Here is a 13,354-nt window from a genome sequence, read left to right on the forward strand (position 1 = left end):
TATACTTTCAAATTCAATTTAGTAACCCGCACCGGATAATTTATTTGAAATAAAATTCGTTAATTCCTGTCCCATTTCATCAGCTCTTTCATTTGCACGTTTTATTCCATCTATAAAATTGTCTCCAACCTCTCTTTGGTTAAATATTTGAAATGCTGCTTCAGTAGTTCCCCCTCTTGAAGAAACCATTTTTATAAGAGATTCACAGCCCTCAGGGCTATTTTCAAGCACACTTAGCGCACCTTTCATTGTTTGTAAAGCCAGTAACCTCGATTCATTAGAGCTAAATCCAAAACTTCTGGCAGCTTGTTCCATTTTTTGAACGATATAAAAGAAATAAGCAGGACCACTACCACTTAGCGCAGTTATCGCATTAATGTCATCTTCATGATCAACTTCAATTGTTTCTCCACCTAATGATAGGATCTTTATTATGTTACTTCTTTCTTTTTCAGTAATTAAATGCTTGAATGGGAAATAGTAACCAATCATTCCTTGTTGATGAGGTATAGCAAGATTGGGCATGGTTCTAACTATTTTCTGATGATTAAGATGTTTTGATATCATCGAAGTTTGAACACCAGCCATTATGCTAATTACCCACTGACTAAATTTTATATTTTCTGCAAGCGTATTAACAATTGAAGGGAAGTCTTGTGGTTTTATAGCTAGAATTATTGAAGTAAATGTATCAAAATTATCGGGTATAGTATTGCCGCAAGCAAAGCCTTCAGATCTAAGTCTGTCCAAATTTTCCTGATGCTTTTCAACAATAAAAACAGTGTCTTTGTCGTGATAATATTCTGAGATGGTTTTAGCATACACAGAGCCCATATTACCACCTCCATATATTAGTATTTTTTCCATAGAATGAAAATTTACATTATTCTGGTTAATTTTGTAATTGTTTTGTGTTGAATTAGTTGTTTGTTGAAGAATTAGCTCGTTTAATTATTAAAATATTAATTTTTTAAGGTATTTATTGATAAAAATTTATGCGTCGGCCAGCAAAAAAGAAGAGTAACGGATTATTGAAAATATTATTTCGGTGGGGAATCAGAATATTTCTCGTTGGGGCAGCTATTGTTTTTTTATTTATAGGAGCTATTTATATAGGGCTTTTTGGGGCATTACCTGATAAAGATGAACTTAGAGAATTTAAAAACCCGGAAGCATCATTAGTTTACTCTTCAGATGAAAAGGTTATTGGAAGGTTTTTTTATGTGAACCGCCAGGTTGTAGAGCAGGATGATATTCCTGATTACCTAATAAATGCTCTTGTTTCAACAGAAGATGTCCGTTTTTTTGACCATGGTGGAATTGATTACCAAAGCTGGTTTAGAGTATTAATAAGAACAATAATACTACAACAAGGGTCTGCTGGGGGAGGAAGTACTATAACACAGCAGCTTGTTAAAAATATTTATGGACGACAGGAATATCCATTTCTGGCATTGCCGATAAGCAAATTTAAGGAGGCAATAATTGCGACCAGGCTAGAAGATATTTACACTAAGAAGGAAATAGTAACAATGTATTTGAATACTGTTCCCTTTGGTGAAGAAGTTTATGGTATAGCAGCAGCGTCTGACCGTTATTATACCAAAAAAGTGAAAGATTTAACTATTGATGAGGCTGCAGTTTTGGTAGGAATGCTTAAGGCAAATACCTATTATAATCCTAGATTAAATCCTGAAAATAGCTATAATAGAAAGGCAGTTGTGTTGAGTCAGATGGCAAAATATGGTTATTTGTCTGAAGATTTAAGAAAAGAGTTTAGCCAAAAACCAATATCTATTAACTATAATAATAGAGCAGTTGATAATTATGCTGGCTATTTTGTAGAATATATCAAGTCACAGGTTAAGAAAATATTAAAAGATAAGGTTAAGAAGGACGGATCACCTTATGTTTTGGAAAAAGACGGATTACTGATTCATACTACACTTGATAGTCGTTTGCAAAAAAGTGCAGAGCAGGCAGTTGAGAATCATTTATCAAATTTACAAAAGCAGCTAAGCCAGGATAAAGGTGTGAAAAATAAGCTTTCGGTAAATAATCCATCCTTCAAAAACAAATTAAGACAATCGAATGCTTATTTAAGATTAAAGAGAAAAGGAGTGGGTGAGGAAGCTATTTTTGATTCTTTAAAGGTTAAAAAGCGAATGAGAGTATTTACCTGGCAGGGAATTAAAGATGTAGAGTTTTCTGTAATTGATAGTGTAGCATATTATGAGTCATTTTTACAATCAGCAGTTCTTTCTGTCCAGCCTGAAACTGGTGAAGTAAAGGCCTGGGTTGGAGGAGCTGATTTCAGATTCTTTCCATATGACAATGTGTTTGCCAGAAGACAGGTTGGTTCAACCATTAAACCTTTTATCTATCTTGGCGCACTAAATCAGGGTTATAATCCTTGTAATTATGTTGTAAATAGAGCTAAGACATATGTAGACTACGATGATTGGTCTCCAAAGAATGCTGGGAATAATAGTAATGAAGGTAAGTTTTCAATGATGGGAGGGCTTGCAAACTCCGTCAATTTGATTTCTATTGATTGGTTGTTGACGATTGGCCCTGAATATTTTGTAGAGTTATTACGGTATACCGGTGTTGATAGTCCGTTAGAGCCAGTTCCATCTCTTGCTTTGGGAAGTTTTGAAATTCCGGTTTATGAAATGGCAAAAGCTTATACATCTATTATAAATGAATATCCGGTAGAAAGCCTGCAGTTTATTACAAAGATTGAAGATAGTGAAGGAAATATTATATATCCTGAACCTGAAAGGAGTGAATTATTGTCAGATGTATCATCAAAAGATAATGAGCCATTGTTTTCAGATTCGGACAGGAGAATAGTTATTGAATTCATGAAAGAAGTTGTGAATTCAGGTACAGCAACGAGATTGAAAAATTATAAAATAAGTGGAGAGGTAGCTGGTAAAACTGGTACAACTCAGAATGGTGCTGATGGATGGTTTGTAGGTTATACTCCTGAATTATTAACTGTGGTTTGGGTTGGCGCTCCAAGTCCGGATGTACATTTTAGTAGTGGTGCTATTGCTCAGGGGGCTTCTTTAGCATTACCGATTTGGGGGCAAATGTATTCGTCTATAAGTAGAAATGATGATCTTCGAAATAAATATACTGGCAGATTTAGAAAACTAACTCGTGAAGAAGAAAATAAAATAGACTGTCCGCTATATAAAGATGATAATATCTTTGATGATATTGGAGATATCTTCAGGAACGACGAAGTTTCCAATGAAAAAATGGAGAAGAAAAGGAAAAGAAAACAGTTTTTCAGGGATTTGTTTAAAGGCAAGAATAAAAACAAGAAAAAAACTGAAGCTAACTTTGGTGAAATATAGAAAAAAATGCCCCCAAATTGTGTCTAACATTTTGGGGGCACTTCATTTTGAGGCTATTATTATTCTATTTCGATTGAGCCATCTTCAGAATCAAATTCTTTATTTTTACTTTTCTTTTTATAAGGAATACCAATATTCAAACCAAACTGGATATTGCCACCCGAAACGTTACTTGATGAAGCCATAGAGCTTAATATGTTTGTTGACCCAAACCATAATGGACCACCTCTTACAATCATCCCAATATTAGTTCCGGTTACCGAATTGAAAGATATAGGTATCATAGCACCAGCATATCTGCCTTCATACCTCGGTGTGATTATTAACTTATTGAGGTTATGAGTTTTGTCAACATCTGAAGAACCTTGTTTTAAAGCTAGTAAGCTTGTTACGTTTAAATATAACCTTCGCTGTATACGATAATCAAGTTCCAAGACAATAGAAGTAGGTAAACTCATTTTAAAACTACCTCCCTTATTATATGAAAAGAAATCCTCCAGATTATTATTAAGTGAATCAAGATTTTCATAATCATTCATGTTAATTGTTTGATTAGAACCCTTTATTGATCCTGAGTTTGAAGCCCTTTCATATTTTATTCCACCGATATCAATAATCGAGAAGCCAGCCTTTAAAAGATAATTTGGTTCATTGTCTCTATTGTTTTCTTCCAGAATAGATTCTGGTCTGTATTCGTAAACAGCACCAATATCAACACCAGCAGTCCAGTTGTTAAACATTTGGTTTTTAATATAGTCTGAACTAAACTCTACATCTTCCAATGCTGAGTTATAACTCCATGTTGCATCGATAGACTCTATATATAATAAAGAGTCTCCTTGTCCCGTATATTTAAATTCATTGATATTAACACTTGCTGCATAAAGAGGGTTTAATGCCTTGATTGATGTACCTACTTTTAGAAAATGCAGGTCATCCATAATTACCCTTGCGTATGAAGCCTTAAGTTCAAGCCATGACTGGCTATTGAATCTCATATCCTCGATATCAAACTGATTAAAATTCTCCAGCATAATATCATTTCCTTTAATGGCCGACTCATATATAAGAGTGACAATTTTATTATCAAAATTATCACCATTCACTAGTGTCCTGTTTCCAATTGAAAATCCTATGGCATTTGATTTATTTACGTTCATGCTCAATCCCAGGCCTGCAGATGTAGATCCAAATAAGTTTTTTTCATTGCCATCTACATTTTTAACAATATTAGATTCATTTGCAGAGCCTTTCAAGAGATCCCAGAAATTAACTGAATACATATTGTTTTCAAAATTGAGATTACCATAAACGGAAAAATTAAATCTCTTCGTTGAACTGAAAGTTGCCGCAGGTTGAATATTTATTCTTTCATACCCATAAAAATTACTTGATTGACTTCCACTGAAATCTTGGGAGAAACCGATAGAGTATGCAAAAAAGAATGCGAACAAATAAAAAAGTATCCTTTTCATGATTTAATAATTAAAAAATTTGCGCTAAAGTAAAGTTTATTATGGAAAAAGACTACCAAAAAAATTGGATTTCGACGAATAGAAATAGTATGCAAGCATATTAAATTCTGCTAAGTTAACAGATAGCCTTTTAAAATTTTGCAAATACGATTAAAGCTGAATTTTTGTTGCTTATTATCGAGTGTTTTTAGATGAAAACGCTGTTTCTGGAGAGATAGGGCGGTTTTTTTGAATATTTCATTAAATATGACACTATTCAATAGCTTGAATTGAGATATTTGAAATCTGCAATGGTTTGTATTTTAAATTATTTAATAAAATGACCGAATATAGTTCGTGTTCGTAATTTTTATATTTGTTTATTAAGATATCCGTAATTGACTGTATATCTTTGTAACATAATTCAACATCAAAAATTTATGAGAAAGTTATTATTTACATTTTTACTTGCAGCAGGCGTAGGATTTAATTCAACAGCGTCTCTAGGTGTTGTCGACACGACCAAAACTAATGGTCTCGCATTAGAGCGAATTTCAGGAAAGAGTATATACCATATATCATATAATAATGATCAGTTTGACCTTTATACTTTAATAGTAAAAAAGGGTAGTACTGTGATTTTCAAAGATCAGGTAACTGGAAATGGAATTGACAGAATTTATGATTATGGTAAGTTAGAAAGTGGAGATTATTCTGTACTAGTATCTTCTTCTAAATCAGGAGTTCTTGTTGAAAAGCAATTAACTGTTGTAAGTGATATCGATTATTTAAAAAGCAGATTTGTAATATCTAAAGTTGAAGATGGTCGAATCCTTATTAAAAACAGAACCGGAGAGAAGATCGAAGTAATGATCAACATTGATGGTCGTGAAGAAACTATTACAAAATTGATTTCTTTCAATCCATTAGAAACAAAAGTATTAAAAATCGATGATAGCGTAGAATCTCAATCATTAACTGTTTTTTATAATGGTGAGAATTTAGCATCGATGAAATTCTAAAAATATTTAAGATCGGTTTTTCATGTTTATTTGGGTTATAAAGGGGAAGCATTTGCTTCCCTTTTTCTTTTTGCTAAAGATTGGTTATAATTAATAGTGGTGATTTATATTTTTGTAAAATATAAATCTCTATTTTATTGATATTGCATTTTATTGTTTAAAAATATGTTGTTTGTGTAAATATAATGGTGTTTTGTTGTGAATAGTGTATTTATTTAACACCTTGCTATCAAACACAGTTTTTCATGTTTATTTGGGTTAGTTAAGGGGAGCAAGGCTTCCCTTTTTTTATTATTGGCAATGATTTGGAAGATTGATGGTAGTAGATTAACATATTTTAAATATATGTCCTTTATTTAATGTTAATTGATAATAATTATAATATTATAATGTTAAAATGATATTTAAAATGCGGTATTATTGCGAATAAATTAAAAAATGTTCAATTTTATATCAAACACAGTTTTTCATGTTTATTTGGGTTAGTTAAGGGGAGCAAAGCTTCCCTTTTTTATTTTATTAGGTAAAATATTGCTAATTTTACAGAGTAATATTTTTTTTATGCTAGATAGTGAGGAGTATTTTAAAAATTTCAGGGATGTTGCTCTAATAGTTGAAGAAGGCCAGGTAATAAAAGTTAATCGTTCAGCGAAATTACTTTTTGAAATATCTGATTATAGAATTTTATTTTCTTCTTTTATTAAAGAGTTCTTATATGATAATCAGCCCATCGGAGTTAACCTAAGATTATTATTTGATGATTATCTTCAAAAATGTGAAGAAACCGGGTATTCTTCATTTGAGTACTTGCATAAAAATATCTGGTATGAAGTCTCTGTTACAAAAACCGGGGTAAAAAAGTATTTCATTTCCTTCAAGGATATTTCCTTTTATAAGAAGTTTGATGCTTCTAATAAGATAAACTATAAAAGTTTAGCGGAATGTTCACCAGATACAATTATTAGATTTGATAAAGAATTCCGCATCTTATATGCTAGTGAGAATATTTATGATCTTCTCCATCTCAATTTTGAAGATCTTTTAGGGAAAACCATTTTTGACATTGGTTTTAATTCTGAAATTATTGATCTGCTTACATATAATATCTCATCAGTATTTATTAACAGGTCTCGTCAAAGAGTAGAGTTGAGATTGCCAACAGGAATTTTTATAGATCTTTATATGGTTCCTGAATTTGCTGTGGGAGATGAAATATCATCTGTTGTAGCAACGGCAAGGGATATCACTGAATTAAAGACAACTCAGGAAAAGGTAAGCAGAAATCATGATATCCTCACCGATGCATTTAAAATGGCGAGATTATCAACATGGGAAATTGATGTTAAGCTTAATAAGATATTTGTTAATAGTTTTTTGCCGGAGAGTGATGGGAAATCATATAATTTCAAGGAGTTTTTGAACAAATATGTATTAGAAGATCATCACGAAAACATCCTCCAAACAATTAAGGAGTGTATAAATACTGAGGATGTAAATCATAAAGCTAGCTTGAATTACCAGGTCGTTGCAGGTCAGTCGGTACGTTCTTTTATTACCAATCTTAAGGTTCGAAAAAATAGCATTGGAAATACTGTACTTATTTATGGTACTAGTTATGATATAACCGAGTTAATTAAGGCAAGGCAGGAACTTAAGTTATCTAATGAGAAATTGTTGGATGCTATGAAAACTGCCAATCTTACAAACTGGGATCTTGATCTGACTACTGGAAATGGTCAAGTACACCAGCATTTTCTGGCAAACTTGGGCATACACGTAAAAGATGAGATTTATACTTTTACACTTGATGAAGTATTCAATTACGTAATTGATACTGAAAAAAGAAGGCTTTTAAAGGCATTTGTAGAATTAATAGGTTCAGATGAACCAAATAGATTAAAATTCATTGAGTTTAAACTGGAAATTAAGGAAAGAATATTTACGATATCTGCCGGTTTCAGAGTTAAAACTGATACAAATGGTAAGCCAATTTTCTGTTATGGTACAGCCCAGGATATAAGTAGACTTAAAGAAGCTGAAGATGAGCTACAGGAATATCGAGAAAATTTAGAATCTCTAATTGAAATCCGAACTCAAGAGCTTATTAGCAGTCGTTCTCACCTTCAGGATGCTCTTGAACTTGCTCAACTCGGGACCTGGGAAATTGATGTTATGGATAAGCCAGGAGTCTTTGTTGGTAGCAATATGTCACAAAATATTATAGGCATAAGTTCTCCTAATCTGAAGACTGAAGACTATATGAAACTTATTCATCCTGAGGATTTAGATTGTTATTTTGAAAGTCAGAAGAGTGCGGTTGAGGCTAAGCCAGGAGATAAACTTGAGAATATTGAATATAGAATAATCAAACCAGATGGAGAAATAGCACATTTATACATTTCAACAAAGGTTCTTCATGATGATGAAGGAAATCTGGTTAAACTGTATGGAAATATTCAGGATATCACTCCGATTAAGAAGGCTCAGGAAGAGAAGGACAGGCTTACCAAATTAATAGAGAGTTCATCTGATATCATATGTCTTATTAATAAGGATAAGACCATAGAATATATGAATAAAGCTGGAATGGATTTTTATGGTTTAAGTAGCCAGGATAATCTTAAAGGGCAATCTATTTCGCGTTTTCAACCTAATAATTCTGTTAGTAGAAACCCTGAAATTTGGGAAACTATTGAAAAAGAAGGTTTCTGGATGGGAGAGAACGTGGAGTTGAAGCATGATGGAACTGAGTTTCCTGTTTCACAGCTAATAATGGCTCATTATAATCGTGATGGCCAGCTTGATTGTTATTCTACAGTTATTCGAGATATATCTATGCAGAAAAAGATTGAAGAAGAATTGAGGTATAAAAATCATGAGTTGGATACTTTTGTTTATAAAGCAAGTCATGATTTGAAAGGCCCAATTACCTCTTTGATCGGGTTATATACATTGGTGAAGTATGATATTACCGATGAACAGTCTTTAGAGTATTTCCAACGTTACAATACACAAATTAACAGGTTAAATGATTTGTTAAATGACTTGTTAAGTCTAACTAAAATAAAAGATAAGAAAGCAGAGAGGTCTGCTATTGATCTTGAAAATGAAGTCTATGAATTTATTGATACTTATGAAGATAAATCAGCAAATTCTGACTTGAAATTTAATGTCGACATTGACAATAATCTTGTTATCTATTCTGATAAGCTATTAATCAGAACAATTCTTCAAAATCTTATTGAAAATGCTGTTAAATATTCTGATACCAGTAAACCTGATCCTTATGTTGCAATTAAAGCTAAGGTTTGTGATTCCTGGTTAACTATTGAGGTCTCTGATAATGGAATAGGTATTGAAGCTGAGCATCAAAAGAATATTTATAATATGTTTTATCGAGCCACTGAAAATAGTACAGGTTCAGGATTAGGGTTATATCTTTTGAAAAACGCAGTAGATAAATTAAATGGGCAGTTAAAACTTAAGAGTTCACCTGGTGTAGGAACCACATTTAATTTGAAAATTCCGTCGGTTATAAAAGAAGAGCCTACTTTTTCCCAAGTGAGCGGATAAAATCAAAGAAATCAGCTCTTTCTTTTTTATCAGAAATTATAGATTTCGTTGTGTTGAGGAAGTCCGTAAACTTCATTTTTGGTTTCGATTTAGAATCCGCTTTATTAGACTTGATTGTTGGTTTATTTTCGGGTGTTTTCGGTTGTGAAACCTGTTTTGTAGGAGCGTCAATAGCAGACGGTTTTCCATCAGCTAAATGATCAGCTTTTGTGAAGGATTTTTTTGCTGCTTCCTTTCTACCAAGTTTTTCTTCTACTAACCCTTTGTTGTTATAAGATATGGCATCATCAGGGTCAAGTTCAATCGCCTTATTATAATCTTTTATAGCACCTTCCAGATCGCCTAATCTATCTTTAATAAATGCTCGTGAAGAATATCTGTAAGGGTTTTCGGGGTCAAGTTCAGCAGCCAGGTCAAGATCCTTCATGGCAGCCTCCGTGTTTTGATTTAGAAAATGAGCTAAAGCTCTTTCACTAATCATTGAAGGACTGTTTGTCAGTTCAACAATTTTGTCAAAATCAGAAACTGCTTGTTTAAACTTCCCTGTTCTTGAATATGCTTTTGCCCTGTTATATAAAACATTAGTGTTTTCAGGGGTTTCAATTAACAAATTATTAAACAGGCCAATTGCCTCCTCATATTTTTCTTCCTTACACAATTGTATGCCTTTTGCTAAACTATCCTCCTGATTCATGACTAATTGATCATTTTAACTCGCTTCGTTCTTTTCTTTCTCTTGTGCTTTTTTGAATCGTAAAGCTTTTTCCTGGTTTTTGGCTTTACAACATAAATGGTACTTCCAGAATCATTAGACTTACAAGAAGTAACACCTGTTGATAAGCCAATGATTATAATGCAAGTAGCCAAAAAACTAGAAAACAAACTTGTTTTTAATTTAATACCCATTCGGAAAGCTGGTTGTTACAAATTTTCTTAATTATTTATAAATAAAATAGTTCTTCTAATGTAGAACAACTTGCAAATATGTCAAATCAAAGTTTTTAAAAGAAGATATCATTTTATATAAATGTACATATGTTCTTTTTATGAACTAATTACCTAGATTAATCTAATTCTTACAACGATAATTAGTAAAAAAACCGGCTTTTGCCGGTTTCAAAATTTTAGTTTACTGGATACCAGGTTTGTGTTCGGTATAGAAAAGCGAGATAACCTCTGACCTTCAGTGTCTTGCCTTCTCTCCAGATTTTGCAACGGTAGACACTACCATTTTCCGGGTCAAGGATTGTGCCGTCACCATATTCACCATCACCGTTTTTTTCAAGGTCTTTAATAATCACCATACCCTGAATTGGCTTCATATATCTCGGATCATCTGTTTCACATTCCTCACACTTGGCATTTTTTCTATCCTCATTAAGGATTTCTACCACCTTTCCATAAATTTTATTTCCTTCCTCGTAAATAGTTACGATAGATTTTGGCTCACCAGTTTCATCATCAATTGTCTTCCATTTGCCTATAACTTGTGCAGAAATAGTCTGAAACCCACCAAGAAGAATAATTAATAGTAAAAAATTTCGCATAGATAATTGAAGTTGTTTTATTAGTTTTTAAGAAACGAATCAATCACTAAAATAGTTTATAATAAATCTATTTTCTATAAATGGGAGTAAAAAAAAACTCCGGTGTTGACCGGAGTTTTTTTATTTATTTTTCAGCTTTTGCTGTTTCTGTTATTTTGACTTCAACTTTCTCGATTTTATGATCCAAGTCTGAAGTGTGATGATCTTTCAAAGAAATGTATGGTGCAATTACCAATGCTACAATAGACATTAACTTGATAAGAATGTTCATTGAAGGACCTGATGTATCTTTAAATGGATCACCAACAGTATCACCGGTAACTGAAGCTTTATGAGCATCAGAGCCTTTATATTCCATTTTCCCATTTATTTCAACTCCTTTTTCAAATGATTTTTTAGCGTTATCCCATGCTCCACCAGCATTATTCTGGAAAATTCCCATTAATACTCCACTTACTGTTGTTCCGGCTAATACACCTCCAAGTACTTCAGGACCAAATGCTACTCCTACAATAATCGGAGTTAATAAGGCAATGGCTCCAGGTAGAATCATTTCACGAATAGAAGCTTTTGTCGAGATTTCAACGCATTTGTCATACTCAGGCTCTTGCTTATATTCCATGATTCCTGGAATTTCCTTGAATTGTCTTCTAACCTCATTAACCATATCCATTGCAGCTCTACCAACGGCAGCAATTGCCAGCGATGAAAAGATAAAAGGTATCATTGCTCCAATGAAAAGACCTGATAAAACATCAGCCTTGTAAATGTCTATTGAGTTAATTCCTGCAATACCTACATAAGCAGCAAATAATGCTAATGCAGTCAAAGCTGCAGAAGCAATAGCAAACCCTTTTCCTGTAGCCGCAGTTGTATTACCAACAGCATCTAAAATATCAGTACGGCCACGAACTCCTTCAGGTAAACCACTCATTTCTGCAATACCACCTGCGTTATCTGCAATAGGACCAAAAGCATCAATAGCTAACTGCATAGCCGTTGTCGCCATCATACCTGCAGCTGCGATACCCACACCATAAAGACCGGCAAAATGATATGATCCATAAATACCGCATGCAAGAATAATAATTGGAAGGAATGTTGACTCCATACCAACTGAAAGTCCACCAATAACATTTGTTGCGTGACCAGTAGAAGATTGCTTTATTATTGAATTAACAGGTTTTTTACCCATTGATGTATAATACTCAGTAACAATACTCATTAGAGCACCTACAACCAATCCGGTAACTACCGCATAGAAAATACCCATTTTAGTGAATCCTGCAGAACCTTCTCTCATCAAGGTTAGTTCACCCTCAGGCAATAACCAGTTAATAATGAAGTATGAAGCTCCAACTGTTAATATAATTGAAACCCAGTTACCAAGGTTTAAAGCATTCTGAACACTGCTGTTTTCATCTTTAATTCGGACTAGTTGAGCTCCGATAATTGAAAATATAATACCAACTCCACCAATAACCATTGGCAATAAAATAGGAGCGATACCACCAACAGCATCATCTGATTGAATTTCACGGCCTAATACCATTGTAGCAAGAATTGTTGCTACATAAGAACCAAATAGATCAGCGCCCATTCCGGCAACGTCACCTACATTGTCTCCAACGTTATCTGCAATAGTAGCAGGGTTTCTTGGATCATCCTCCGGAATACCTGCTTCAACCTTACCAACAAGGTCAGCTCCAACATCTGCAGCTTTAGTGTAAATTCCACCGCCAACACGAGCAAAAAGAGCAATACTTTCAGCTCCCAGTGAGAATCCTGCTAATACCTCAAGGGCAGTTTCCATTTCTATTCCATTGGCACTTCCACCATTAGAAAGAACATAATAATTATAAAATATGATGAATAAGCTTCCCAGACCAAGAATTGCAAGTCCTGCAACACCCAGACCCATTACTGTACCTCCTGTAAAAGATACATTTAATGCCTTTTTTAAAGAAGTTTTTGCTGCCTCAGTGGTACGTACATTTGCTTTTGTAGCTATACGCATTCCAATAAAACCAGCCAGAGCAGAGAAAAAAGCTCCAATTAAAAATGCAACAGCAATAACCCAGTCAGAGTTTTCAACCAAACTTCCTGAATAAGCCAGTAAACTACCTACAATGACTGCAAAAATTGCCAGTACTTTCCACTCTGCTTTTAAAAATGCCATTGCTCCCTCAGCGATATAACCCGCTAATTTTTGCATTTTATCATCTCCGGCTGCTTGCTTGTTTACCCATGTAGCCTTTATGTACATAACTAAAAGGCCCAGTATACCAAGCGCCGGCACCACGTAAATAATGTTACTCATATCGTTTTAGTTGGATTAGTTAAAAAGTTTAAGATTCACAAATATATAAGATGAGTTGAGAATAGAAAAC

General features: G+C 33.5%; 9 protein-coding genes. 3 read left to right on the forward strand and 6 right to left on the reverse strand.

Features of this window, described 5'->3' with window-relative positions; translation table 11 throughout:
• Nucleotides 1-18 precede the first annotated feature (18 nt).
• Nucleotides 19-867 carry a pyrroline-5-carboxylate reductase family protein gene (locus tag HH304_RS18780; RefSeq protein ID WP_169684828.1) on the reverse strand — a complete coding sequence of 283 codons (849 nt, stop codon included), beginning with the start codon at nucleotides 865-867 and terminating at the stop codon, nucleotides 19-21.
• 128 nt (nucleotides 868-995) lie between these two features.
• On the opposite strand from HH304_RS18780, the gene HH304_RS18785 reads away from it, so the two are divergent.
• Complete coding sequence (locus HH304_RS18785; protein WP_169684829.1) at nucleotides 996-3,368, forward strand: transglycosylase domain-containing protein; 2,373 nt, start codon at nucleotides 996-998, stop codon at nucleotides 3,366-3,368.
• 59 nt (nucleotides 3,369-3,427) lie between these two features.
• Here HH304_RS18785 and HH304_RS18790 read toward each other — a convergent pair whose 3' ends face one another.
• Nucleotides 3,428-4,843, reverse strand: a complete 1,416-nt coding sequence (locus HH304_RS18790; protein ID WP_169684830.1) for a DUF5723 family protein — start codon at nucleotides 4,841-4,843, stop codon at nucleotides 3,428-3,430.
• Between the two features lie 419 nt (nucleotides 4,844-5,262).
• Here HH304_RS18790 and HH304_RS18795 point away from each other — a divergent pair, with 419 nt between their 5' ends.
• Both HH304_RS18795 and HH304_RS18800 read left to right on the forward strand, forming a co-directional pair.
• Complete coding sequence (locus HH304_RS18795; protein WP_169684831.1) at nucleotides 5,263-5,844, forward strand: hypothetical protein; 582 nt, start codon at nucleotides 5,263-5,265, stop codon at nucleotides 5,842-5,844.
• A gap of 561 nt (nucleotides 5,845-6,405) precedes the next feature.
• Nucleotides 6,406-9,417: a PAS domain-containing sensor histidine kinase gene (locus HH304_RS18800; protein ID WP_169684832.1), complete on the forward strand. Its 3,012-nt coding sequence runs from the start codon at nucleotides 6,406-6,408 to the stop codon at nucleotides 9,415-9,417.
• Here the strand turns inward: HH304_RS18800 and HH304_RS18805 are convergent.
• The 4 genes from HH304_RS18805 to HH304_RS18820 all read right to left on the reverse strand — a co-directional run bounded on the left by HH304_RS18805 (nucleotide 9,392) and on the right by HH304_RS18820 (nucleotide 13,284).
• Nucleotides 9,392-10,111, reverse strand: coding sequence for a tetratricopeptide repeat protein (locus HH304_RS18805; RefSeq protein ID WP_169684833.1), 720 nt, complete (start codon nucleotides 10,109-10,111; stop codon nucleotides 9,392-9,394). The two genes, HH304_RS18800 and HH304_RS18805, sit on opposite strands and share 26 nt — an antisense overlap.
• Before the next feature lie 2 nt (nucleotides 10,112-10,113).
• Entirely contained in the window at nucleotides 10,114-10,323 is a 210-nt protein-coding gene (locus tag HH304_RS18810) for a hypothetical protein (RefSeq protein ID WP_169684834.1), read from the reverse strand.
• 218 nt (nucleotides 10,324-10,541) lie between these two features.
• Complete coding sequence (locus tag HH304_RS18815) at nucleotides 10,542-10,964, reverse strand: DUF2147 domain-containing protein (RefSeq protein ID WP_169684835.1); 423 nt, start codon at nucleotides 10,962-10,964, stop codon at nucleotides 10,542-10,544.
• Between the two features lie 124 nt (nucleotides 10,965-11,088).
• Nucleotides 11,089-13,284: a sodium-translocating pyrophosphatase gene (locus HH304_RS18820; RefSeq protein WP_169684836.1), complete on the reverse strand. Its 2,196-nt coding sequence runs from the start codon at nucleotides 13,282-13,284 to the stop codon at nucleotides 11,089-11,091.
• Nucleotides 13,285-13,354 lie beyond the last annotated feature (70 nt).

This window comes from Marinigracilibium pacificum, from assembly GCF_012926615.1.
GTDB lineage: Bacteria > Bacteroidota > Bacteroidia > Cytophagales > Cyclobacteriaceae > Mangrovivirga > Mangrovivirga pacifica.

Coding starts and splice junctions, on each gene's coding strand:
- HH304_RS18780 (WP_169684828.1), bottom strand. CDS start 867: ATGGAAAAAATACTAATATATGGAGGTGGTAATATGGGCTCTGTGTAT.
- HH304_RS18785 (WP_169684829.1), top strand. CDS start 996: ATGCGTCGGCCAGCAAAAAAGAAGAGTAACGGATTATTGAAAATATTA.
- HH304_RS18790 (WP_169684830.1), bottom strand. CDS start 4,843: ATGAAAAGGATACTTTTTTATTTGTTCGCATTCTTTTTTGCATACTCT.
- HH304_RS18795 (WP_169684831.1), top strand. CDS start 5,263: ATGAGAAAGTTATTATTTACATTTTTACTTGCAGCAGGCGTAGGATTT.
- HH304_RS18800 (WP_169684832.1), top strand. CDS start 6,406: ATGCTAGATAGTGAGGAGTATTTTAAAAATTTCAGGGATGTTGCTCTA.
- HH304_RS18805 (WP_169684833.1), bottom strand. CDS start 10,111: ATGAATCAGGAGGATAGTTTAGCAAAAGGCATACAATTGTGTAAGGAA.
- HH304_RS18810 (WP_169684834.1), bottom strand. CDS start 10,323: ATGGGTATTAAATTAAAAACAAGTTTGTTTTCTAGTTTTTTGGCTACT.
- HH304_RS18815 (WP_169684835.1), bottom strand. CDS start 10,964: ATGCGAAATTTTTTACTATTAATTATTCTTCTTGGTGGGTTTCAGACT.
- HH304_RS18820 (WP_169684836.1), bottom strand. CDS start 13,284: ATGAGTAACATTATTTACGTGGTGCCGGCGCTTGGTATACTGGGCCTT.